General features: G+C 64.1%; 20 protein-coding genes and 1 tRNA gene. 12 read left to right on the top strand and 9 right to left on the bottom strand.

What is annotated here, in order from left to right; genetic code table 11:
* Window positions 1–12 precede the first annotated feature (12 nt).
* The 4 genes from W911_RS04915 to mgtE all read left to right on the top strand — a co-directional run bounded on the left by W911_RS04915 (window position 13) and on the right by mgtE (window position 6,988).
* Window positions 13–1,356, top strand: coding sequence for a porin (locus tag W911_RS04915; RefSeq protein ID WP_023786410.1), 1,344 nt, complete (start codon window positions 13–15; stop codon window positions 1,354–1,356).
* Between the two features lie 132 nt (window positions 1,357–1,488).
* Window positions 1,489–3,777 (top strand): heavy metal translocating P-type ATPase, encoded by a 2,289-nt coding sequence (locus W911_RS04920; RefSeq protein ID WP_023786411.1) that lies wholly within the window; start codon window positions 1,489–1,491, stop codon window positions 3,775–3,777.
* The gene (locus tag W911_RS04925; RefSeq protein WP_023786412.1) at window positions 3,755–5,233 is read left to right on the top strand and encodes a ferredoxin reductase family protein; all 1,479 of its coding nucleotides are present in this window, start codon (window positions 3,755–3,757) and stop codon (window positions 5,231–5,233) included. Before W911_RS04920 ends, W911_RS04925 begins: the two co-directional genes overlap by 23 nt.
* A gap of 345 nt (window positions 5,234–5,578) precedes the next feature.
* Window positions 5,579–6,988, top strand: coding sequence for a magnesium transporter (mgtE, locus tag W911_RS04930; protein ID WP_023786413.1), 1,410 nt, complete (start codon window positions 5,579–5,581; stop codon window positions 6,986–6,988).
* Window positions 6,989–7,049: 61 nt separating this feature from the next.
* On the opposite strand, the gene W911_RS04935 is transcribed toward mgtE, so the two are convergent.
* The 5 genes from W911_RS04935 to W911_RS04950 all read right to left on the bottom strand — a co-directional run bounded on the left by W911_RS04935 (window position 7,050) and on the right by W911_RS04950 (window position 11,654).
* Window positions 7,050–7,943 (bottom strand): universal stress protein, encoded by an 894-nt coding sequence (locus W911_RS04935; RefSeq protein ID WP_023786414.1) that lies wholly within the window; start codon window positions 7,941–7,943, stop codon window positions 7,050–7,052.
* A 90-nt stretch (window positions 7,944–8,033) separates the two neighbouring features.
* Window positions 8,034–9,146 carry a baeRF8 domain-containing protein gene (locus W911_RS04940; protein WP_023786415.1) on the bottom strand — a complete coding sequence of 371 codons (1,113 nt, stop codon included), beginning with the start codon at window positions 9,144–9,146 and terminating at the stop codon, window positions 8,034–8,036.
* A gap of 560 nt (window positions 9,147–9,706) precedes the next feature.
* Window positions 9,707–10,240 (bottom strand): tyrosine-type recombinase/integrase, encoded by a 534-nt coding sequence (locus W911_RS17710; protein WP_158412833.1) that lies wholly within the window; start codon window positions 10,238–10,240, stop codon window positions 9,707–9,709.
* Between the two features lie 366 nt (window positions 10,241–10,606).
* Window positions 10,607–10,680, bottom strand: a tRNA-Gln gene (locus W911_RS04945).
* Between the two features lie 92 nt (window positions 10,681–10,772).
* Window positions 10,773–11,654 (bottom strand): M15 family metallopeptidase, encoded by an 882-nt coding sequence (locus W911_RS04950; RefSeq protein WP_023786418.1) that lies wholly within the window; start codon window positions 11,652–11,654, stop codon window positions 10,773–10,775.
* Between the two features lie 231 nt (window positions 11,655–11,885).
* Here W911_RS04950 and W911_RS04955 point away from each other — a divergent pair, with 231 nt between their 5' ends.
* On the top strand, window positions 11,886–13,124 hold the full coding sequence (locus W911_RS04955; protein ID WP_244438593.1) for a Ppx/GppA phosphatase family protein: 1,239 nt from the start codon (window positions 11,886–11,888) through the stop codon (window positions 13,122–13,124).
* Window positions 13,125–13,134: 10 nt separating this feature from the next.
* On the top strand, window positions 13,135–13,881 hold the full coding sequence (locus W911_RS04960) for an RlmE family RNA methyltransferase (RefSeq protein ID WP_041317486.1): 747 nt from the start codon (window positions 13,135–13,137) through the stop codon (window positions 13,879–13,881).
* A gap of 122 nt (window positions 13,882–14,003) precedes the next feature.
* Here W911_RS04960 and pqqA read toward each other — a convergent pair whose 3' ends face one another.
* Complete coding sequence (gene pqqA / locus W911_RS04965; RefSeq protein ID WP_023786421.1) at window positions 14,004–14,093, bottom strand: pyrroloquinoline quinone precursor peptide PqqA; 90 nt, start codon at window positions 14,091–14,093, stop codon at window positions 14,004–14,006.
* A 294-nt stretch (window positions 14,094–14,387) separates the two neighbouring features.
* Here pqqA and guaB point away from each other — a divergent pair, with 294 nt between their 5' ends.
* Genes guaB through W911_RS04990 form a run of 5 tightly spaced genes read left to right on the top strand, consistent with a single transcriptional unit; the run spans window position 14,388 to window position 18,170 of the window.
* Window positions 14,388–15,887 (top strand): IMP dehydrogenase, encoded by a 1,500-nt coding sequence (gene guaB, locus W911_RS04975; protein ID WP_023786423.1) that lies wholly within the window; start codon window positions 14,388–14,390, stop codon window positions 15,885–15,887.
* Window positions 15,888–15,920: 33 nt separating this feature from the next.
* On the top strand, window positions 15,921–16,364 hold the full coding sequence (locus W911_RS04980; RefSeq protein WP_023786424.1) for an MAPEG family protein: 444 nt from the start codon (window positions 15,921–15,923) through the stop codon (window positions 16,362–16,364).
* A gap of 21 nt (window positions 16,365–16,385) precedes the next feature.
* Window positions 16,386–16,778 (top strand): hypothetical protein, encoded by a 393-nt coding sequence (locus W911_RS18945; RefSeq protein ID WP_341872106.1) that lies wholly within the window; start codon window positions 16,386–16,388, stop codon window positions 16,776–16,778.
* A gap of 57 nt (window positions 16,779–16,835) precedes the next feature.
* A complete protein-coding gene (locus W911_RS04985) occupies window positions 16,836–17,696 on the top strand; it encodes an RsmB/NOP family class I SAM-dependent RNA methyltransferase (RefSeq protein WP_341872107.1) in 861 nt (286 codons plus the stop codon).
* Window positions 17,697–17,714: 18 nt separating this feature from the next.
* Window positions 17,715–18,170: a TspO/MBR family protein gene (locus W911_RS04990; protein ID WP_023786425.1), complete on the top strand. Its 456-nt coding sequence runs from the start codon at window positions 17,715–17,717 to the stop codon at window positions 18,168–18,170.
* A 22-nt stretch (window positions 18,171–18,192) separates the two neighbouring features.
* On the opposite strand, the gene W911_RS17205 is transcribed toward W911_RS04990, so the two are convergent.
* The gene (locus W911_RS17205) at window positions 18,193–19,158 is read right to left on the bottom strand and encodes a leucyl/phenylalanyl-tRNA--protein transferase (RefSeq protein WP_023786426.1); all 966 of its coding nucleotides are present in this window, start codon (window positions 19,156–19,158) and stop codon (window positions 18,193–18,195) included.
* 269 nt (window positions 19,159–19,427) lie between these two features.
* On the opposite strand from W911_RS17205, the gene guaA reads away from it, so the two are divergent.
* Window positions 19,428–20,975: a glutamine-hydrolyzing GMP synthase gene (gene guaA, locus W911_RS05000; RefSeq protein WP_023786427.1), complete on the top strand. Its 1,548-nt coding sequence runs from the start codon at window positions 19,428–19,430 to the stop codon at window positions 20,973–20,975.
* 25 nt (window positions 20,976–21,000) lie between these two features.
* On the opposite strand, the gene W911_RS05005 is transcribed toward guaA, so the two are convergent.
* Together W911_RS05005 and W911_RS05010 are read right to left on the bottom strand one after the other, a co-directional pair.
* The gene (locus W911_RS05005; protein ID WP_023786428.1) at window positions 21,001–21,330 is read right to left on the bottom strand and encodes a hypothetical protein; all 330 of its coding nucleotides are present in this window, start codon (window positions 21,328–21,330) and stop codon (window positions 21,001–21,003) included.
* Complete coding sequence (locus W911_RS05010; RefSeq protein WP_023786429.1) at window positions 21,327–23,633, bottom strand: FdhF/YdeP family oxidoreductase; 2,307 nt, start codon at window positions 23,631–23,633, stop codon at window positions 21,327–21,329. Before W911_RS05010 ends, W911_RS05005 begins: the two co-directional genes overlap by 4 nt.
* Window positions 23,634–23,759: the final 126 nt, after the last annotated feature.

Below are 23,759 nucleotides of genomic sequence, written 5' to 3' on the forward strand. Positions count from 1 at the left end.
GCGGGGGCCTGCATGAAGTTGGGAGGAAGCGTGTTTGCGCATGTACTGGCCGGCTGCATCCTGTTCCGCTGCGAAGCGGCGACGGCCGCAGACCTCGCGGGCTGCTGCGCGGACATCGAGGAGCGCATTGCGGAGCTGGAGACCGCGACAGGCGGCAAGGGCGGTCGCAACGTCGATCTGACGGTCTATGGCCAGATCAACCAGGCGATCATGGGTTGGGACGACGGGTATAAGCGGAACGCCTACCTGGTCACGAATGACGCCTCGCGTACGCGGTTCGGCTTTCGTGGGCAGTCGAAGCTCGATAGCGATCTATCGGCCAGCTTCCTGATCGAAATTGGCGTGCGCTCGCTCAACTCCAAGCGCAGCGACCAGCTCACAACCCGCTCCGGGCTCGACATTCGCCGAGCGTGGTGGGGTGTGACGAGTAAGACTCTGGGTACGATCCAGTTCGGACGCGCCATCACGGCTCTCGAAGAGATCACGGAAGCCAATCTTGCCGGCACGAACCGGGCCGGGAAATACTCGGACGTGGAGGACAGCGGCCTTGGCTTGCTGCTGCGCTCGAAGTCCACCTCATCGCTCAGCGGGGTCGCGTGGCGGCGTCTGCTCAAGCATACAGGCAATCAGCCCGGCGAAGGCGATGTCCAGTCCGGCATCCGGTATATAACGCCGACGTTCGCCGGCTTTTTCATGAGCATCGCCTGGGGCGCCGACGACTTGTGGGATGCAAGCCTCGAGTACGAAGGGCAAGTGTCTGACTTCAAGGTGGCGGCGAGAGTCGGCTATGGAGCCTCCACGGATGGCGGAGAGGATGCAAGTTTCGAGTGCGTGGCCACGAACCTGCCAGCGGCTCCGAACGATGCCGACTGTGCGACGCTCGGCGGATCACTCAGCGTCCTGCATGAGCCGAGCGGCCTTTACGCCAATATGGCGGGTGGCTGGTTCAAGGACCGCAACGTGAAATACGCGCCCTCCTTTGCAGACGTCAGTCCTACCACCACGAGCACATTCTGGGCCTTCGAAACCGGCATCCAGAGGAACTGGCTCGACCTCGGCGCGACGACGATCTTCGGCCAGCTTTACCGCATGGAGGGCGGTGCTAATGCCCGTCTGACGGTCGAAGCGGACGATGCGATAAACCTGATCGGCGCTGACGCCGGATTCTATGCGAGCAAGGTGGAGATGTGGGGCATCGGGCTCACACAAGACATCTCAGGCGCCGAGACGAAGCTTTATGCCCTCTATCGCCACTATGATGCGAGCGTCACGCTCGCGGGGTCAGGCCAGATCGAGGCCTCGGAGCCGCTTGAGGACTTGCATATCGTCATGGGAGGCGCCCTCATCAGGTTCTGATTGATCTCCTCATGAGGGCATCGACGCGATAGGCCCACGCGGCGAGCCACGCCTCCGCAAAGGCAGAATGCGCTATCCTCGCCGTTCATGGGGTGATCAACCGGCTTTAGGCCGAATTTCGGAGAGCTGTCCATGGTTGAGGAGCGTTTCGTCAGGCGTTCCCTGCTACTCGCTGTTCTGCTCGGCCTTTTGGCGGGGGCGATGGCATTTGCATTCGATCATGACCGGCTAGCGGACTGGCTCTGGATCGGGGCGACGGTCCCGGTCGTCATCGTTCTTGCCATCTCCATTGTTCGCGATCTCCTGGCTCGACGCCTGGGCGTCGATGCGATCGCGCTCTTGGCCATGGCGGGAGCCATCGCGCTGAACCAGTCGCTTGCCGCAATCGTCGTCGCCATCATGTACACCGGCGGCACGGTGCTCGAGGACTACGCGGTCGCGCGCGCCGAGCGCAATCTCAAGTCACTCATAGACCGCGCTCCGACAATCGCACTCCGCCGCAATGGCGAAGTAATCGAGGAGACCTCGATCGCATCGATTGCCATCGGCGATATGATCGTGGTCCGTGCAGGGGAGATCCTGCCTGTGGACGGGCTCATCCGGTCGCCGATTGCGATCCTGGATGAATCGGCCCTGACAGGCGAGCCTATCCCCGTCACACGGGCTCTCGGCGAGAGCGCGCGCAGTGGTACCCTCAATGCCGGCGACACCTTCGAGATCACGGCCGTTGCTACGGCCGAGGACAGCACATATGCCGGCATCGTGCGTCTCGTAACGTCAGCTCAGACGGCCAAGGCGCCCTTCATCCGCTTGGCTGATCGCTATGCCCTGCTGCTTCTGCCGGTCACCCTTCTCGTTGCCGGGCTGGCTTGGGTCATATCGGGCGAGGCCGTGCGCGCGCTGGCCGTGCTGGTCGTCGCCACCCCCTGTCCGTTGATCCTGGCCGCGCCGGTCGCGTTCATCGCTGGTGTCTCGCAGGCGGCACGCCGTGGCATCATCATCAAGGGTGGGGCTCCGTTGGATGCCCTGGCGCGGACACACACCGTGCTCTTCGACAAGACCGGAACACTGACAGTGGGCGGCGCGCGCCTGGTTGCGATAGAGACCGGGCCAGGAGAAAGCGCCGATGAAGTGCTTCGCCTCGTCGCCTCCCTGGAGCAGGCATCCCAACATGTCGTTGCCAGAGCGATCGTCGCTGCCGCCATGGTCAGGGGGCTTGTCCTGCAGATGCCCTCGCAGGTGCACGAGGTCATGGGGTCGGGCCTGGAGGGCATCGTCGAGGGAAAATGCGTTCGCGCGGGCTCCCACCAGATGATCTTCGGGTCGCATCGGCCCGACGATTGGGCTCTACGTGCTTTGCGCCGGGCATCCTGGCGGTCTGCGCTCAGCGTCTTTGTGTCCATCGACGGCCGCATCGCCGGTGCGTTGCTCCTGGGCGATGAACTGCGTAAGGAGACCCCTCGCGCGGTTCAGTCGCTCCGCGCCGCCGGGATCGCACGCATCGTAATGGTGACAGGAGATCGGGCGGATGCGGCCGAGACCATCGCCGCAGCACTCGACATCGATGCTGTCCTCTCGGATCGGGATCCGTCCGACAAGGTGGATGCCGTGGCAATGGAGAGTCGTCTCCACCCGACCCTCATGGTCGGTGACGGTATCAACGACGCTCCGGCGCTTGCTGCCGCAGACGTCGGAGTGGCATTGGGGGCCCGGGGTGCCAGTGCCTCGTCCGAGGCGGCCGACGTGGTTATCGTCGTCGACCGTCTTGACCGCGTCTCCGAAGCGGTGTCGATCGCGCGGCGCTCCCGCCGCATTGCCGTTCAGAGCATTGTCGTCGGCATGGGATTGTCCGGCATTGCCATGGCTGCCGCAGCAGTCGGATGGCTTGCGCCTGTCGCGGGCGCGATCACGCAGGAGGCCATTGATGTTGCAGTCATTCTCAATGCGTTGCGCGCCCTTCGACCTGCCCGCCGGGCGACGCAACGCGGCGTGCCCGGGACAATGGCACGGGATCTCGGCGCGCAGCACCGCCTTCTGGAGCAGGAATTGGATAAGCTGCTCCAAATCTCGGATGCGCTCGACGATGCGGGGGGTCAGGAGGCCGTTGACCTGATCCTCAAAGCCCATCGCATTGTCGAGGAGAGCGTCGTCATTCACGAGCGGGAGGACGAGACGATCATCTATCCACGCCTCACCAAATACCTGGCTGACGGGCACGGACTGTCGGCGATGAGTCGCGCTCACCGTGAGATTCTGCATCAGGCAAGGCTTTTGTCCCGGATCGCTAGAAATTTGCGCGCAGAGGACGCCGATAAATATCTGGTGCGCGACGCACAGCGCGTGCTCGGATCTATCGAGGCGCTCGTTCGCATCCACAATGCTCAGGAGGATGACATTTATGAACACGTCGTCCAGGAATAGGGATCAAAACAAAGCATCGCGAGGGATTCCTGCACGGCAATCGGGCCTGCACGGCACAGTCGTTGCGGTTCTCTTCGTCGTGGCAGCCCTGCTGCCGCTTGTCGCTGCGCTCGGCACCGGAATAGCGCCGGCGAACACGTCCGCCGAGTTTGCGACGGCGCTCGGGCTTACTGCGACGGCCCTCGTATTCCTGCAGTTCTGGAGCTCAGGCCGCTACGAGCGCATTTCCGGCCGCGTCGGCATCGATCGGACCATGGGGTTTCATCGCATCGCGGCCTATGCGCTGCTCGCCTTCGCGTTGCTCCATCCCTTGAGCTACCTGGCAAATACCCTGTTCGCTGATCCCGTCGCGGCGTGGAACCGGCTTACGTCCATGATGGCAAGTCCGCGCCTGCGCAGCGGTGTGCTCGCGCTCGCGGGATTGATTATCATTGTTTCCCTCGCCACGGTGCGCACGCGCCCGTTCATCCGCTACGAACTCTGGCGCTTCGGTCATGGACCGCTGGCGGTTCTCGTGGCGGGACTCGTCCTCCATCATGCCGCGACGACCGGAACCTACAGCGCCGAGACGCCGTTGCGCCATGTCTGGATCCTATTCGCCGGCGGCGCCGTTGCCGCAATCCTTTTGGTGTATGTGGTGAGACCCTGGCGCATGTGGCGCGAGGACTGGCGCGTCGAGCGGGTGCGGCGGGTTGGCGCGCGCACCGTTGAAATGATTTTGCACGGTCCAGCAACGACGCAGCTTCGCTTTCGCGCTGGTCAGTTCATCTGGATGACGCTCGCGCCCCATCGGCCGCCCTTCCACGATCATCCCTTTTCGATCGCCTCGGCCCCGGCCGATCTGCCCCGCCTGCGTCTTGTGATCAACGAAGTGGGCGATTGCACCCGCACTTTTGAACGCATCTCCCAGGGCACCCGCGTCGCCATCGACGGCCCGCATGGAAGCTTCATCGTACCGCCGGATAAAACACCGGTCTTGTTGATCGCCGGCGGTGTCGGCATTGCGCCGCTTCTTGGAATGATTGAGGAGGCTGCGGCAAACGGAGATCTCAGGCCATATCGCCTGCTCTTCGCAGCACGACGGCAGAGCGACCTGGTTTGCCTCGACCGGTTGCGCAACCTGCAGTCGAGACTTGATCTTTCCATTCTCTGTCTTGTCGACGATGGCCCGCGCGACGATCAGGTGGGGACGGGGCCGCTGCAGCCGAGCCATGTCCGTGACTTCGTCTCGGACGCCGATCCGCAAGGAGCGGTAGCGCTCGTTTGCGGTCCGCCTCGGATGATGGAGGTGGCAACTGACATGCTCTTAGAAGCGGGCGTTCCCGAGAACTCGATCCTCTATGAGCGGTTTGACTTCGGCGCTGGCAAGGGTCGGCTCGACAAACAGCGTCGAAACCAGGCATTGCTCGTGTTTCTCGTGATCGTCGCAGCGATGGCAGCCTTCAGCATGCGCTAATTCTAAGGCGCCGTCTGCTCAACCAAGTATCCGACGATTGCGGCGCGAGTAACGGGATCGTCGACATGGTGGCCATCCTGCGCCGCCCCAATCTGATACTTCGACCTAAGGTTGACATGCCTTCCCGGCAGCAGAATATGGGCGCCTGCTGCCGTCATGGCAGCGTAATCTCAACGAGTGAAATCATGGACGACAGTTCCAGTCGGCGCTTCGTCGGAAGTGCTTCACGTAGACCAGCAAATGCTATGCCTACGGCCATCCATGCGGGCCGGGCGGGACATCACGGCCTGAACTAGCCGGCGTCCTTCCCGGCCCGGGCGGACGCCCGAACCGGGGAATGGACCGATGACGAACGACACCCTCGCTTCCCGCGCCGGTCTGGAGACGCTTCGTCTCCAGCCGGAGAACCTCGTTCTTGCCGAGGCCGTTCGCGCATGGCTCGACAGCGGAGACGCAGGCTCCCTGCGGAGCGTCTTTCAGGACCATCATGAGGCCGATGTCGCGCAGGTCCTGGCCGCGTTGCGGCCGCAGGACACGCTCGAAGCCCTCAGGTTGCTGGAGATCGACGTCCGCGCCACGCTCTTCGGATACCTGCCGCCGAAGATCCAGACGGCCGTCGCGCGCCATATGAGCAGGCGTGAGCTGGCCGACATCGTCTCGGCCATGTCGCACGACGAGCGCGCGGACCTGTTCAAGAAGCTTGACGAGAAGGAGAGGAAGACCCTGCTGCCCGCGCTTGCGCAGGCCGAGCGCGAGGATTTGCGCAAGCTCGCTTCCTATCCGGAAGGCACCGCCGGCTCGGTGATGACGTCGGATTATGCCGCGCTCACGCCCGACCTCGAGGTCAGCAAGGCGCTGTCGGAACTGCGCATCCAGGCGCCAGACAGCGAGACCATCTATCAGGTCTTTGTCGTGGACGGGGAGCGCCGCCTTCTCGGCGCGGTGAGCCTGCGCGATCTGTTGCTTGCACGCCCGGGCGAGCGCGTCGGCGACCTGATGACGACCACCGTGCCGCGGATCGCAGCGGATCAGCCGCGCGAGGAGGCCGCGCGGCTGATCGCCCGCTATGACCTGATGGCGCTGCCCGTCACGGACGATGCCGGAAAGCTGGTCGGCATCGTCACGCACGACGACGCCATGGACGTGCAGGCCGAGGAGGCGACGGAGGACTTCCATCGGGTCGGCACGGTGCGGAACCTGGACGCGAGCGTGAGCGAGGCGAGCATCTTCATGCTCTACCGGGCCCGCATCGCATGGCTCGTGCTGCTTGTTTTCGGCAACGTCTTCTCTGGCCTCGGCATCGCCTATTTCGAAGACACCATCGCCGCTCATGTCGTGCTGGTCTTCTTCTTGCCGCTGCTGATCGGCTCGGGCGGCAACGCCGGATCGCAATCGGCGACGCTGATGGTGCGCGCGCTGGCGACCGGCGACGTGCGTTTCTCGGACTGGGGCTTCGTGATCGGACGCGAGGTCCTCGTCGCCGGCCTGCTCGGCTTCACCATGGCGCTTGCCGTCTCGCCGCTCGGCCTGCTCAGGGGCGGCGTGGATGTGGCCCTCGTCGTGGCCGCCGCCATGGTCCTGATCGTGTTGATGGGCGGCCTGATCGGTATCTCGCTGCCGTTCATCCTGGCGCGCTTCGGGCTCGATTCGGCGACGGCGTCCGGGCCGCTCGTCACCTCAATCGCGGACGCCGCTGGCGTTGTGATCTATTTTTCCATCGCGACCGCTGTCCTGCCGTTTGCGGTGACGAGCTGAGAGCAGCCGTCGCAGCGACCAGACAGGGCGAAATGACCGTGCCCCGCTCCGGCTGCCGCACTCAGCCCGGCATCGTCGCAACAAGGACGTCGCAGGCCGCCTCCCTGAGCACGCGCTGCGTGACGCTGCCGAGAAGGGCCTGAAGGACAACACCGCGACCATTGGGACCCAACGCCAGAAGATCGATGTCGCGGCTCTTGGCGAGGCGGACAAGGGCCGGGCCAGGCTCGCCGTCAAGGAAGTGCGTCGCGACCTTCCCGGTACCTATGACATCACGCACGAACAGGGAAAGGTCGTGGCGGGCCCTATCCTCCTTTGCCGAGCGATACGCTCCTATATCGGCTTGCGAGGTACCGGCGCGCAGCATGGCCTGCTCGAAGGTGAGCGGGATGTAGAGAGCATGAACCAAGTCCATGCGTGCCGCGGGAGCCAGCTTCCGGGCGTCTTTCGCAGCCGCTGCGGACTGAGGCGAGAAATCGACGGCGACCGCTACCCGCCGATAAGGTCCGGCCGACGGGTTTCTTACTACGAGAACGGGTGCAGGCGACGCCCTCACCACCCTGTCTGCCGTGGAGCCCAGCACCTTCTCGCTGAGCGAGTGGCCTCGACCCGGCCCAATCACCACGAAATCCGCGCCGCGCTCGCCTGCCACGCCCGTAATGACGGTGTGCGCCGATCCGAAGGCGACCTCCACATCGGCGGACGGGCTTCCCCCTTGGGCCAGGAGATTCGAGATCGCCGCACGAGCCTGTCGGTTCAGGTGATCCCTCAGGGCGCTCTCGCTCAAGTCCGACGCAGACGCAGATGCGGCCTGTGACAGCGACGGCGTCTCGATGACGTGCACCACGACAAGCCGAGCCTCATGCTCCGTCGCCAATTGAATGGCCCGCCCCAACACGGCCTCGCTAACGTCCTCCATATCGAGGCCAGCGACAATCGTCTTGACGTCCCCCATACTGCCCTCATTCATTCAAGGATTGTCCAGAATGGACAACGATCTTGGGTGAAACAGGTGAACCTCGCATTGAGCCGGGGCGCGCGCTGTTCAGATCGGATAGCGCAGAGTTGCCGCCAGCGGAGCGTTGCCAGGGATATCCTCCCGGCGGACGCCCAGAAACCGCGCGCCCGTCAGGATTGCTCGTCCGGCAATCTCGTCGACGACATCGTACGTGCTGGCGTCTTTGGCGAAAGTCACAGTGCCGTCGATGTCGCTGACGCTGCCCGGCACGGTATGGTCGATATCGACCATGAGAAATTCGATCGCACCATTCGTGGCCGCCCGTGCGGCCTCTCCGAGATCGGTGGTGGCCCGGCGGACGCTGGAGCGGGCCTCATAGAGCGCATTGGCGTCTTTGATCTGCGCCTTGTAGTACCCATCGAGTACGGGACGGGCAGCGCTCGCAAGCTCTGCATCCGTCATGCGATCCGGGCTTTCTGAAATGCCCCCGCTCAGGAGCGCGGGATAGCTGTTCAAGTTCCGGAAGATCGGCCCCAAAGGTTCCGTAGCTGCCAGGATCAGCGGTGTGTCCCGACCGGCAAGCACCCGCAGTGCCGCGTCCACCTTCCGTGCATACTGGCGCAGCAGGACGGTCTGCCCTTCGGCGTTGGCGATGCGCGTGTTTTGCGTGAGGTTGTTTACGGAAGCCCGACCGACCGCATCGGATGCGTCTTTAGGAAAATCCTGAACCCGGACGCGAGAAGGCGGCAGTTCCGGAAAGATTTCTATCAGACGCACCGCATTCTCCGACAACGCGAGGACAAGCGCCGTCTGAGGGAACGCGATCGCTCGTAGCAGCGGTTTCAGGTAAAAGCGGTCGGACACCTGCACCATGTCGGTCAAAGCGGTGGCGAGTCTGAATGTGCGCACACTATCGGGGGTGGCGAGAACAGCCACGCTGTGAGCCTGCAGCCGCCAGAAGTCCTCGTCATCGCCCAACGCGGCAAGCTCGGCTTCGAGCAGAGCGCGGCGGCGTTTATCGAGCCCGGCCTTCGTAAGCTGTTCCGAAGCCGACTTGGCCATGTTGCCGAAGGCAATGCAGCTGGCAGATACATGCTGGGTTTGCGGAGTCGTGGAGACGTAGATCGACACGCAGGCATCTGCGCGCGTTGAAATCAGCGCCTTTAGTTCTGGGAGCGTCGGTATGTCTACGTAAAGCATCAGCGCTTCGCTCCTGTTGTCTGATGTGGAGAATGAAGATCAGTTGGGCAGCAAATTATCAAGAGCGTCAACCCTCGCGCCCACACTGCCGTCCAACTCCTGCTTGGACATTCGAAGCTCGAGAGCACTGTTCGCCACCTCGGAATTGAAGGCGACGATGCGATCGAGATCGTTGAGAAGATCGATATCTGATGGCAGCTCGGCCGCTATGAGCAGACTTGCTCGGCGAGTGTGCGGGGGCGCCGATCACGGCCGCGGCAATGACCGCTACTGGGACAAACTTGCCCAAAGGTGATTTCCCTACGAGGGCTTTGAGAGCTCTTCCATGTCAGCCAACAACTCGGCGAGCTTGCCCTTCAGCGTCTCGCACGTGTCTGCAGCTTTCTGCTGATCCACGTCTGTTTCCCCCGGCAAATTTCCGGAAGCCATTGCCTTTGCTAGGGCCGTTCCTGTGATCTCAGCCAGATGGCTCAGGGGTCGTTAGAGAGGTGGGCGTATCTTGCCGTCGTGATTGGTGTTGTGTCCGAGCAGCTTGCCGATCACGGGGAGCGTCCCGCCGCTCATGACGGCGAAGCTGGCGAATGAATGGCGCAAATAGTGGATCCGCACGTCGTTAGTCCCAGCAGCGCGCCGCACTTTTTCCCAGGCCGGCTGCAGTGATTTGAGATGCTCTCCCTATTGAACATCTTCGATAGCTGACCGAGCGTTCTGTTGGCAGCGCCTGGCCCACCTCTGACATCGAGCCCACCCGTGCCGCCTTCGCGCCTGCGTCTAGTGCGCTTTGACGTGATGCCATCGCGGATGTTGCGCTTGAAATCTTCGATGTCCGTGCGGGTGATCGCTGCAACAGTACGGCCACCCAAAAGGGGGATGATGTGGTTGCGATTGCTGCGCTCGTAGCCGAGCCCGGTTGCGGGCTTGTTGTGTCGACGGGAGTGCTCCTCAAGAAAGCGCTCGCAGAGTTCCTCGATGGTCGGCTGATTGCGTTTTGCTTCGCGCACCGCGACGATGTTGACGCCCGAATGAATTTGCCCCCACAGAGGCCTGCAACGGCCGCGTCTCGGACGACGATCCAACTTCTGCTTACTCGGCATGACGTAAATGCATTCCGAGCCAACTAACATCACACACGGGACGTTCCTCTCGCCGCCTGGTCCAAACGGGAACCGTCATATCCTCTTGAAACGGATCTTGGGGTTCGACCTCTCAAGGCTCATGGATTGAGGAATCACACGCCCCGTTTCATCGAAAAGCTTAAGAGCACGACTGTTGGACACATGCGTCTTGTCCGCGAAACTTCGGGACAGTGCGAGCACATCGATCTTCGGGATCCTCGCTAAGGGCCGATTCCTAAAATCGCGGGATCACGCAAAGCTTCAATCGATCGCCCGAACGGTACGCCCGGGGTACGCCGGACGATGTCGCGATATTTTTGAGATCCGTTAAGTGTTTGATTTTATTGGCTGGGGGACTAGGATTCGAACCTAGACAGGCAGAGTCAGAGTCTGCAGTCCTACCATTAGACGATCCCCCAAAGCCGGGACCGCGGCTGGCACGAGCCAGCCGAGTGGGGCCGTATAACAGCTCGCTCGCGGGCGTGCAACATCGGGGCGGCCTCTGCGGCCGTCATTTTTCCGGGGGGGTGGATGGGGTTGCGTCCGCCGTTGCGTCGAGGGGGGCAAGAGGCGGAAGCAACTCGGGGCGATACTCGAAATGCATGGTGTCGTAGTGATACCAGCGCCCGCCCCAGATGAATCCGTGACGCTCGAAAATGTGGACGATCTCAAGCGGAATGCGGTTGCGGTAGGCGATGGGACCGGGCGTTTTCGCCGCCCATTTCCAGTAGTCGCTCTGGCTCACCGCGAGGTCGATTGCGATCCCGTAGCCATGGGCCGATACGCGATCCGTGCCGGCGATGGTGCGGCAATTGTACGTTCCGGCCGACGGGAACAGGTACGTGTCGAATGAAGCGGGGAGCGCGTCGAGTTCCTTGGAGACGGCGTCCAGGCGGTCGGCGACGCCATTGACTGTCGTGACGGAGAGGCGCTGCCCCGCTTTGGTCGGGAGCCAGACGACCTGCCGGAGTTTGCCGCGCACCTCGCCCTGTCTGCAGTCGCCATACATCTTGTCGAAGAATGCGCTATTGCGCGCGCGGCCGGGGTCGCTCTCTGGCGCCGGCTCGATCGGGCCGGCCCCGGCGGGGTAGGGCAGGGCCAACGTATCTTCGATGTCGGGTGCGGCGAGCCAGGCGGCGAACGGTTTGGGGTCGCTGCCGTCGTCCAGTGCCGTGCGGGTTCCGTCAAGCCATATCAGCCAGTTGCCCTCGATCCGTTCGAGCGCGTCCGGATAGGCGGCAATGAGCCGGTCGACGGGTGCAGCGGGCGTGGCGATAGTTTTCCCGCCTGCCGTTTCGGCTGGTTCAGCGTGGGCGAAAACGGCTTGCGCGCTCGCGGCGATGAGCGTGAGGGCTGTGCGTAAGCTCGGGAACCGCGTCATGAATTGAACCATGTGTGGATCGATCGAAGTCGCTGCAAACGTAGATGATTTTCCGGCGGTTCCGTCGTGTTGCCGCGTGCCGCCGGGCCGTCCGTTGTACACCAAAAGCGCTCGCTTTTTCTTTACCCTCCGGTCCTGCCTGCTACACTGTAACCAGATGCAGCCAGAGACTCGCCTGACGAGAGGTGGCCCGGCGGTTCGTTCCGCAGGCCTTCCGGACCAGGCGCTGGGGATGACGAGACCGTGCCAGAGCTTACGGACGACGAGTGCCCAAGCGCTCCCCCCCGCGAAGCCAAACCCTTTCCAGGCAAGGCGAGGGATTGGAATTCCGACCGTCCGACGGCGATGAATGGCCGTCCGGAGCCGCGCAAAGAGCTACAGCCGGGGAAGAAGGCGTTACCGCCGGGGAAGACTGGCGGCCGGCGAATTCACCCCAATGACCGTGGCCCGATTTACGGCGCGCTCGATCTCGGGACCAACAACTGCCGCCTTCTGCTCGCGCGCCCTTCGCGGCGCGGGTTCCGCGTGGTCGATGCGTTCTCGCGGATCATCCGATTGGGCGAAGGCGTGTCGCAGACTGGGCGTCTTTCGGATGCCGCGATGCGGCGCACGATCGATGCGCTCCGGGTCTGTGCGGCCAAGCTCGGGCGCAATGGTGTGGAACGGGCGCGCTGTGTCGCGACGGAAGCCTGCCGCGTGGCGAGCAACGGGCGCGAATTTCTTCACCGCGTCGAGCGGGAAGTGGGCCTCAAGCTCGAAGTGCTCGACAGGGAGACCGAGGCGGCGCTCGCGGTTTCGGGCTGTGCGTCGCTGATCGATGCGCGGGCGGATTATGTGCTGGTGTTCGACATCGGCGGTGGATCCTCCGAACTTATCTGGCTCGATGCTTCGAGTGCGCGGATCTCGGCTGCGTCGCAGGACGGCGCGCGTCGAAACGGAGCGAAACCCGACATCAAGGCGTGGACCTCGTTGCCCGTTGGCGTGGTGACGCTTGCCGAGCGTTTCGGTGGCCATCACGTCACGCCAGAGAGTTTCGAGGAGATGGTTGCGCACGTGCTGTCGCTCATTCATCCGTTCGAAGCGTTGCACGGGTTCAACGCCATGGCGAACGGCGGCACCGTGCATCTGCTCGGGACGTCGGGTACGGTGACGACGGTTGCGGGCATTCACCTCGGCCTCAAACGCTACGACCGGCAGCGGGTGGACGGATGCTGGCTCGACATCGATGAAATTCAATCTGTCGTCTACGGCTTGCTGTCGCGCACCTACGAGCAACGGGTCGCGGAGCCGTGCATCGGCCACGAGCGTGCCGATCTCGTGCTGGCCGGGTGCGCGATCCTCGAAGCGATCCTGAGGACGTGGTCGGCCGAGCGGCTCAGGGTTGCGGACCGCGGTCTGCGGGAAGGTATCCTCGCCACGCTCATGAGCGAGGATGGGGTTTACCGGGCAGGCCGCCGCCGGCGCCGGCAGCGGCCGGAGTAGCGCCATGCGTATGAAAGGAAAATCCGGCCGCGGCGGCGCCAAAGGAAGGGGCAAAGCCGCGGGAAGCGCGATCGAGGGTGCGGGCGGTCAGCGCCAGCTCAACGTTCGCTTGAAGAATGCGAGAAGCCGCACGGCGTCGTCTCAGCGCTGGCTGGAGCGTCAGCTCAACGACCCTTACGTGGCGGCCTCGAAGCGGGAGGGGTATCGCTCGCGCGCGGCGTTCAAGCTGATCGAGATCGACGACAAGTACCGCTTCCTGAAGCCGGGGCAGCGGATCGTGGACCTCGGCGCAGCGCCCGGCGGTTGGAGCCAGATCGCGGCCGAGCGTGTGGGCTCGATCGGCGGCAAGGGACAGGTGGTCGCCATCGACTATCTGGAGATGGAGCCGCTGGCCGGCGTCGAACACGCGATGATCGACTTTACCGATCCTGAAGCGGAGCCCTGGATCAGGGGGAAGCTCCGGGACGGCGCGGCGGATGCCGTGCTCTCGGACATGGCGGCGCCGACGGTCGGACATTCCCGCACGGACCACCTCAGGATCATGGGGCTCGCGGAAGCCGCCGCGCATTTTGCGGGCGATGTGCTGGCGCCGGGCGGCACGTTTCTCTGCAAGGTCTTTCAAGGGGGGACGGAGCGGGACCTGCTCGATTTTCTGAAGCAGCGCTTTCAGACCGTTCGGCACGTGAAGCCGCCCGCCAGCCGTGCCGACAGTGCCGAACTCTATGTGCTGGCGACGGGTTTCAAAGGGCGCGGCTGAGCGCTGGGTTTTCCGGACATCCGTCGGGTGCACGAGGCTCCCTGAAAACAGCAACGGCGGCCGCTTGCTCGACCGCCGTGCCTTAAGGCCCGCCAGTGCGCGGGCCCAATCTTCATCACCAGTTAGATGATGTCGATCTCCGCCGGGAGGTACGAGGTGACCTCAAGGCCAACTTCCTGCTCGCGAACGGCGGGCTTCATCCAAACCTTCATTGTGTTTCCTCCTTATTGTGCCCTGGAGCACTTTCAACGGGTCTTCCTAACGCGATAAATGTCGCAGGTCTAATCGAATTTTGCGGGTTGCCTTATCAGTCGATCTAATGTGCGGCTGCGAAAAGGGCGAGGGCGGACGATTGCTCCGGTCCCTCGATAAGGCCGAGGGCAGGCTGCTCGGCCGCAGGCGCGGTCTCTTCCCCTCCCTTGCGCCCGGTGGTATAGGGCTTCCGACATTCGCGCCGCTGCGCTTTTCGCGGCCGCCCCTGTGTCACACCGTCCAAGGAGAGAACCATGGCGACAAGCCCAATCGATCGCGATTTGGGGTTGGCCCTGACATTTGATGATGTGCTTCTGGTGCCGGCCGCCTCCGAAGTGATGCCGAGCCAGGTCAACGTTGCAAGCCGGGTTACCCGGACCATTTCCCTCAATATTCCCGTGCTGTCGTCGGCGATGGATACCGTCACCGAAAGCCGGCTGGCCATCGCCATGGCCCAGGAAGGCGGAATCGGCGTCCTGCATCGCAACCTGACGCCCGAGGAGCAGGCCCGTCACGTGGCCGCCGTCAAGAAGTACGAGGCCGGCATCGTCCTCAACCCCGTCACCATCCAGCCCGAGGCGACGCTCGACGAAGCCCTCAAGCTGATGGCCGCCAACAACATCTCGGGCATTCCGGTGGTCGAGGCGCCGAAGCCGGGGCAGACCAAGGGCAAACTGGTCGGCATCCTCACCAACCGCGACGTTCGCTTTGCGACGAACCTCAGTCAGCCCGTCGCTCAGTTGATGACGAAGGACAGGCTGATCACCGTTCCGCGCGACGTGACCAGCGAGGAGGCCAAGCGCCTTCTGCATCAGAACCGGATCGAGAAGCTGCTCGTCGTCGACGAGGCTTACCACTGCGTGGGTCTCATCACGGTGAAAGACATCGAGAAAGCGCAGAAGCATCCCAACGCGTGCAAGGACCCGGAAGGGCGCTTGCGCGTGGGTGCTGCGACCACGGTCGGCGAAGACGGCTACGAGCGCACCGAGCGCCTCATCGCGGCCGGTTGCGACATGATCGTGGTCGACACGGCGCATGGCCATTCGATCAAGGTGATCGAGGCCGTGTCCCGCATCAAGAAGATGTCGAACGCGGTGCAGGTGGTCGCGGGCAACGTGGCCACCGCGGATGCCACGCGCGCGCTGATCGAGGCGGGTGCGGATGCGGTCAAGGTCGGCATCGGCCCGGGCTCGATCTGCACCACGCGCATCGTGGCGGGTGTCGGCGTGCCTCAGCTCACGGCGGTCATGAATTGCGCCGAGGAAGCTCACAAGCACGACGTGCCGATCATCGCAGACGGCGGGTTGCGCTATTCCGGCGACATCGTGAAAGCGCTCGCGGCGGGTGCGGACTGCGTGATGATGGGCTCGCTGCTCGCGGGCACGGACGAGTCGCCCGGCGAGACCTATCTCTATCAGGGACGCACCTATAAGGCCTACCGTGGCATGGGCTCGGTCGGCGCCATGGCGCGCGGCTCGGCGGACCGCTATTTCCAGCAGGAGGTCAAGGACACACTGAAACTCGTGCCGGAGGGCATCGAGGGGCAGGTGCCCTATAAAGGTCCGGTGGACGCAGTGCTCAACCAGCTTGTCGGCGGTCTGCGTGCGGGCATGGGATATACGGGTGCGCGTACGCTTGCCGATCTCAGGGAACGGGCGCAGTTCATCCGCATTTCTCCTGCGGCCGTGCGTGAGAGCCATGCCCATGGCGTGCTGATCACGCGCGAGAGCCCGAACTATCCTGGGATCGCATAGCGCCAATCGCTTCAGCCAAAGGACGGATCGGACATGACGCAGATTTCCATTCTCTATCCCGTATTCGTCCAAGTCGCGCTTACGCTCTTTCTCCAAGGCTGGATGCGCAAGGAGCGGATCGGCTCCATCCGGCGCGGCGAGGTGAAGATCGAAAGCATCTCGCTCAGAGAGCCAAACTGGACGCCGCGCGCGACGCAGATTGCAAACGCGTTTCACAACCAGCTCGAAACGCCGATGTTGTTTTACGTCCTTGTGGCGTTCCTGATGATCACCACTCAAGTGAACGTCTTCTTCGTCGTGCTGGCCTGGCTCTTCGTCGCGGCTCGCGTTTACCACGCCTACATCCATACGACGTCGAACAAGCAGCCCAACCGCTTCTACGGCTATGCCGTGGGTTCCGCTATTCTGGCCGTGATGTGGATCCTGTTTGCGATCCGCATCCTGTTTTTCACTCTTGGCGGCGACCGCGCCATCTGATTTCCGTGAAGGATTAAGACCGTGAGACCGGGTGGGCGCATTCAAGCCGCAGCCGAGGTGCTGGACGATATTCTCGTGCGCCATCAGCCCGCTGCCACGGCGCTTTCCGACTGGGGAAAGCGGCACCGCTTCGCGGGCTCCGGCGATCGTGCGGCCATCGGCACACTCGTCTATGACGCCTTGCGGCGGCGTCTCTCTCTGGCGGCGCAGATGGGGAGCGATGGGCCCCGTGCGCTCGCGCTTGCGGCGGCTCCACGTGCGCTCGGGCTTTCGGTGGATGACGTCGTGGCGCTGGCGGACGGAAGCCCGCATGCGCCCGCGCCGCTTTCGGACGACGAGCGGCGTCGTCTTGCGGCCGGTGTTCCGGACGATGCGTTGCCGCATGTCGCCGCCGACCGTTACCCGAATGGCTAGTATCGCCGTTCGTTTGCGCGCGCGGTTCGGGGGCGTGCGATTGCCGAGGCTCAGGCCATGGCCGAACGGGCGCCGGTGGATCTGCGGGCCAACGCGCTTAAGGCGCCACGCGACAAGGTGCTTGCGGCGCTCGCCTCGCACGGTGCGGTCGCGACCGCTTTATCGCCCGTGGGCGTGCGGATTGCGCCTCCGGCCGGGCCCGCGCGCAGTCCTCACGTCGAGGCTGAAGCGGCGCACGGTAAAGGCTGGTTCGAGGTCCAGGATCAGGGCAGCCAGATCGCGGCGCTGCTCGCCGGTGCGGCGCCGAAGAAACAGGTTCTCGACCTCTGCGCGGGCGCGGGCGGCAAGACGCTTGCGATGGCGGCTGCGATGCAGAACAGCGGACAGATCTACGCTTACGACCGCGATAAGGGACAGCTTCGGCCGATTTTCGACCGTTTGAAGCGGGCAGGCGTGCGCAATGCGCAGGTGCTCGATGCGGGCGACCGCGTGGCGCTCGAAGCGTTGGGGCCGCGGTTCGACGTGGTGCTCGTCGATGCGCCCTGCTCGGGCTCGGGGACGTGGCGGCGCAAGCCGGATGCGAAGTGGCGGCTCAAGCCCGAGGCACTCGCCATCCGGAGGGAGGAGCAGCGCGAGGTGCTGGCGCTGGCGGCCGGTCTCGTGAAGCCGGGCGGGCGGCTTTGCTACGTCACGTGCTCGGTGCTGCCCGAGGAGAATGTCGATCAGGCCGCGTGGTTCAAGGAAACCTATTCCGGCTTCATGCCGTTGCCCTACGGCGAGGTCTGGCGGGAAACCGTCGCCGGTGAGCCACCGGCTTCGGCCGACGGTTCGGTCGAGACGCTTCTTCTCACGCCTGCCTCGCACGGCACGGACGGGTTCTTCGTCGCGCTCTTTTCGAAGGCGGCTGACGGCGGATAGAGGTCGTGGAGAGCATTGATGTCGGCGTCGTCGTGGGTTTCGCTGGTCGTTTTCCTCGCCCTGGTCGCTGCGACTTCGGTCACGGGCGCTTCGTTCCGGCCGGGCGTCTGGTACGCCTCGCTCGCAAAGCCCTCCTGGACGCCGCCCAACTGGGCGTTTCCCGTCGTCTGGACGATACTTTACGTGATGATCGGGGTTGCCGGCTGGCTCGTCTATGAGCGCGAGGGCTTCGGTGCCGCGCTTGCCGTTTGGATCGTGGCGCTGATCCTGAACGGGCTCTGGTCGTATCTGATGTTCGGACAGCGGCAGATCGGGCTCGCTGCGGCCGACCTCGCCGCGCTGTGGATCGCCGTGCTCGCGTTCATCCTGCTTGCCTGGCCGGCGGATAGAATGGCGAGCCTTCTGTTCGTGCCCTATCTCGCGTGGATCAGCTACGCAGGGGCGCTCAATCTCGCCATCCTGCGCATGAATTGATCCGATACGCCCGTCGCGGCCGCTAGGCCGCAACGTCGTCCTTGGCGGGGGCGGGCTGCCACGACGCCACGGTGGCCATGTCGGCTTCGACGCTCCAGCGCCCGGTTTTGGCGGTGATCTTCGCTTCGGCAGCCTGGTTGTCGAGGAGGGCGTCGAATTCTGCACGCGGGATGGCGCGGAAGCCCATGGCGTCGATGGTGGGCGTGAAGTCCTTGCCGTCGTTGGCGAGGAAGCCCCATTTCGTGAGGTGATAGTTCAGGACGGCGAAGCCCATCTTCGACGTGTTGGGCGCCAGGCTGAACTGGGATTCGGTCATGAACACGGGCCCGGCTGCGAGCCCGTAGCCGCCGCCGACGAGCTTGCCGTCCGCATCCCAGACCTCGAACGAGTGCGCGTGGCCCTGGTCGAAGAGCTCCGTATAGAGCGCCATGATCTTGGGTGTGATCCATGTCAACGCATGGCGATTGTAGCTGCGCTGGCCGGCACACGCCGCGATGACATCCTCGAATGCCTGATCGAAGGTGACCCGATAGGGGGCCTTCTTCATGTCGCGGCGAAGACGCTTGGCGATGTGGTACTCGTTGAAAAAGAGCACCATCCGCTTCTCGCGCGTCCACCACTTGAGCGGACCGCAGTGGCACCACGGGAAGAAGCCCGCACGTGCCGCAGCGAGAACGGTTTCCGGCGAGATGGACCGGCAGACGCCGCCGAAGGTTTCGGGACGCGGCCATGTCCGCCCGCGCTCGGGAACGCGCGTGCCGCCGCTGAGGAGATCGACCGCGACGCGATAGAGAAGGTGCGGCGTGTCGCGAATGTTGTCGGGCTTCAGCGCGTAAGCGGAGCCCAGAACCCAACGTTGAGCCCAGCCGTTCCAGCTTTCGCGGAACTGGGCGGTGCGGCGGTCGGCCAGCGTCTCTGGCGTCCGGGGAGCGGATGCCTCGATAGCCTGATGGGTTGCGGGCGAGGAGGCGGCGTCGTGAGACAGCATCTGGAAATCCTGGGGGTCGGGTGAAACAAGCTCATCGTCCGAGGTAGCAAGTATCTCTCCAAAGACCGTCACCGAGATCGGGGGGCGGCGAAAGACTTCAAGAACGTGGTTAGAAATGTCTAAATGGGCCGCCGCTGGCGGACGGAGACGCATGGGCCCTGCGGCCAGGGCTCTGCTTGACGGTCAGGCCGGGCGGTGGTCTACCCCGCTGATCCAGTCCAGGACGCCTGTTCCGTTCCCCACACCCTCATAGGAGCGATCCGCCTCCGATGTCCGCCTCCGTTCTGATCATCGATTTCGGCAGCCAGGTCACGCAGCTCATTGCCAGGCGCGTGCGCGAGACCGGCGTCTACTGCGAGATCCATCCGTATCAGACCGGGGCAGAGGCGTTTGCCAAGCTGAAGCCGCAGGCTGTCATTCTCTCTGGCGGCCCGGCTTCGGTACCGGAGGCCGGGAGCCCGCGCGCGCCCGACGAGGTGTTTGCGGCCGGCATCCCGGTCCTCGGCATCTGCTATGGGCAGCAGACGATGTCCCAACAGCTCGGCGGCAATGTCGAGAGCGGTCATCACCGCGAATTCGGCCGCGCCGTTCTTCAGGTCGAGCGGGCGAGCCCCCTGTTCGAGGGTGTGTGGACGCCGGGCGAGCGCCATCAGGTGTGGATGAGCCACGGCGACCGCGTCACGCGTTTGCCGGACGGGTTCGAGGTGATCGCGACGAGCGAGAACGCGCCGTTTGCGGCGGTGGCCGACGAGGCGCGGCGCTTCTATGCCGTGCAGTTCCACCCGGAAGTCGTGCACACACCCGACGGCGCGAAGCTGATCGCCAACTTCGTGCATCGCATCGCGGGGCTTTCGTCCGACTGGACGATGGCCGCCTATCGCCGAGAGATGATCGGGCGCATTCAGCAGCAGGTCGGCTCGGGACGGGTGATCTGCGGGCTTTCGGGCGGCGTCGACAGCGCGGTTGCGGCGGTGCTCATTCACGAGGCTATCGGCGACCAGCTCACGTGCGTGTTCGTCGATCACGGCCTGATGCGGCTCGGCGAGGCGGAGCAGGTCGTCGGGCTGTTCCGTGATCACTACAACATTCCGCTCGTGCACGTGGATGCCTCGAAGCAATTCCTCGATGCGCTCGCGGGCGTCTCCGATCCGGAGCAGAAGCGCAAGACCATCGGCAAGCACTTCATCGACGTGTTCGAGGCGGAGGCCGCCAAGATCGGCGGGGCGGAGTTTTTAGCGCAAGGCACGCTTTATCCAGATGTGATCGAGAGTGTGTCGTTCTCCGGCGGCCCCTCGGTGACGATCAAGTCGCATCACAATGTGGGCGGCTTGCCCGAGCGCATGAACATGAAGCTCGTGGAGCCGCTGCGGGAGCTCTTCAAGGATGAGGTGCGCGCGTTAGGCCGCGAGCTTGGTCTCCCGGATGCGTTCGTCGGGCGTCATCCGTTTCCGGGGCCGGGTCTTGCGATCCGCGTTCCGGGCGAGATCACGCCGGAGAAGCTCGACATCCTGCGCAAGGCGGACGCGATCTACCTCGAAGAGATCCGCAACGCGGGGCTTTACGACGCGATCTGGCAGGCGTTCGCGGTGCTGTTGCCGGTGCGTACCGTTGGTGTCATGGGCGATGGGCGCACGTACGATCACGTTTTGGCGCTGCGCGCAGTCACGAGCGTGGACGGCATGACGGCCGACTTCTTCCCGTTCGACATGGGTTTCCTCGGCCGTGCGGCGACGCGCATCATCAACGAGGTGCGCGGCATCAACCGCGTCGTCTACGACGTGACCTCGAAGCCGCCCGGGACCATTGAGTGGGAGTGACGCGCCTCCGGCACGAATGACCTCCTCACGCCTCTTTCGTTGGCAAGATTGCGCGCGTCAGCAGAAACAGAGCGATGCCGGTGAGCGCGAACGACGTGCGTTGCGTGCGCGGATTGCGGTCGAGGACCGTGACGAAGTTGCGTTCTTCCGCGAGTGTCGTCACCTCCCGCAGAACAAGCGCGTGGGAGATCTCGAATAGTCGCGAGAATGTGCGGCTGTCGTGACAGATGCCGAAATGCAGTGCGAGCAGGATGCTCGCGCCCATCGGCGTCAGGGACGGTTCGGCCGTGCACACCTCCGCGACATGACCGAGGAAGCGTTCTTCCGAAAAATCCTCGGCTTCTGCGTCGCTCATGCGGCTTTCCGCTGTTCCGCCGGGCGGAATGAGACGAGCACGGACTTCGACGTCGGCGTATCGCTTTGCTCGCCAGCCGTCGAGAGGGGTACGAGAACGTTCAGCTCCGGATAGTAGCCTGCCACCGAACCGCGGGGCAGATCGTACGGCACGACGCGGAAGTTGTCCGCGACACGCGTAATGCCGTCCTCGTGACGGCCGACGATGTCGACACGCTCGCCGCCTTCGATGCCGATCTCGGCCAGGTCGTCAGGATTGACGAATACGACGCGGCGCTCGCCGTAGATGCCGCGATAGCGGTCGTCGAGGCCGTAGACGGTGGTATTGTACTGGTCGTGCGAGCGGAAGGTCTGCAGCACGAACAGGCCGGTTTCGCCCAATGCGCGCTGATGTTCCGTCTCGCCGGGGAGGCGGTCGGACGAGAAGTTGGCGCGCTCTGTCGGCGTGTTCCAAACGCGATGATCGACGGCATTGTAGAGGCGGAAGCCGCGCGGCTTGCGGACGCGGGTGTTGTAATCCTGGAAGCCTGGGATCGTGCGTGCGATCAGGTCGCGGATGCCATCGTAGTCATGCGCGAGCGCGCCCCAGTTTACGACGTCCGAACCGACGGTCGCGGCTGCGATGCCGGCAATGATGCCGACTTCCGAGCGCAGCTCCGGTGAAGCCGGTTTGTTGATGCCGCCGGAGCCGTGCACCATGCACATCGAATCTTCCACCGTAACGATCTGGGCTGCGCCCTTCGCGTTGCGGTCGATCTCGGTGCGGCCGAGGCAGGGCAGCACGTAGCTCACCTCTCCCGGCAGCAGGTGCGAGTGGTTGAGCTTGGTCGCGATGTTGACGGTGAGCTTCTGATTGCGCAACGCCTTTTCGATCAGGCTGCTGTCGGGCGTTGCGCGCGCGAAGTTGCCGCCGAGCCCGATGAACGCCTGGGCCGATCCGTCGAGCATGGCGCCGATGGCGGCGAGGACGTTGTGGCCGTTTCGGCGCGGCATCGAGACGCCCAATTCCCTTTCGAGCGCGTCGAGGAATGCGGCCGGCGGCTTCTCGTTGATGCCGACCGTGCGGTCGCCCTGGACGTTCGAATGGCCGCGAACCGGACAGAGGCCCGTGCCGGGGCGGCCGACGTTGCCGCGCAGGAACATCAGGTTCGAGATCTCGCGGATCGTCGCGACGGAGTGGCGGTGCTGCGTCACGCCCATGGCCCAGGTGCAGATCGTGCGGTCGGATTCGACGTAGATCTGCGCGAGGTGTTCGAGCGCGACGCGTGCGAGGCCCGATTGATGCTCGATCTCGTCCCAGCTCGTTGCATCCACGGTGGCGCGATAGGCGGAGAAGGCGGACGTGTGCTGACGCAGGAAGCCGTGATCGAGGACGGAGGGCCGACCTTCGGCAAGAGCGGTGTCGTCGGCTGCGAAGACGGCTTTGGCGATGCCGCGCACGGCCGCCATGTCTCCGCCGACCCGCACCTGATAATACTCGTTTGCGATCGGCTTCGAGCCGCCGGTCAGCATTTCGAGCTTGTCCTGCGGATCGGAGAAGCGTTCGAGACCCTTCTCGCGGACCGGATTGAAGACGGCCACGCGGGCGCCTCGCATCGCCGCGCGGCGCAGGTCGCCCAGCATGCGCGGATGGTTCGTGCCAGGGTTCTGGCCGATGACGAAGATCGCGTCGGCCTTCTCGAAGTCTTCGAGCGTGACGGTGCCTTTGCCGATGCCGACGGCCTGTTCGAGGGCAATGCCGCTCGCCTCATGGCACATGTTCGAGCAGTCGGGAAAATTGTTGGTTCCGTAGAGCCTGACAAAGAGCTGGTAGAGATAGGCGGCCTCGTTCGACGCGCGGCCGGAGGTGTAGAACTCGGCGCGGTGCGGGCTGTCGAGGCCCTTCAGAATGCCGCCGATCTCCGTGAAGGCGTGCTCCCAGCTCACCGGGAGATAGGTGTCGCTCGCCGCGTCATAGCGCAGGGGATGCGTGAGGCGGCCTTGGCGCTCAAGCTCGTAGTCGGTCCATGTGCGCAATTCGCTTACAGTATGGCGCGCGAAGAAGCTCGGCCCGACGCGCTTGTCGGTGGCTTCCCAGGCGACGGCCTTGACGCCGTTTTCGCAGAATTCGAACGACGAGCCGTGCTCGGGGTCGCCCCATGCACAGCCTGGGCAATCGAAGCCATCCGGCTGGTTGGCCTTCAGCATCGTCGCCGCGCCCGACAGCGGCGCGCCGCTGGCCAGCAGCTTCTTTCCGCAGCTTTTCAGTGCGCCCCAGCCGCCAGCCGCCTTCGACTTCTTTCCAATGAATTCGGGCTTACCCATGCGTCGCGCTCACTCCGATGCCGAGACGCAATGTGCATCTGCGAAATCGGGTTTTTTCGCAACGCACGCAGGGCGATGGCTGTCATGCGAAAACAGCAGATCTCGCGGAAGGGCGAGGGAGGCTCG

The organism is Hyphomicrobium nitrativorans NL23, assembly GCF_000503895.1.
In the GTDB taxonomy this organism is placed as follows: domain Bacteria; phylum Pseudomonadota; class Alphaproteobacteria; order Rhizobiales; family Hyphomicrobiaceae; genus Hyphomicrobium_C; species Hyphomicrobium_C nitrativorans.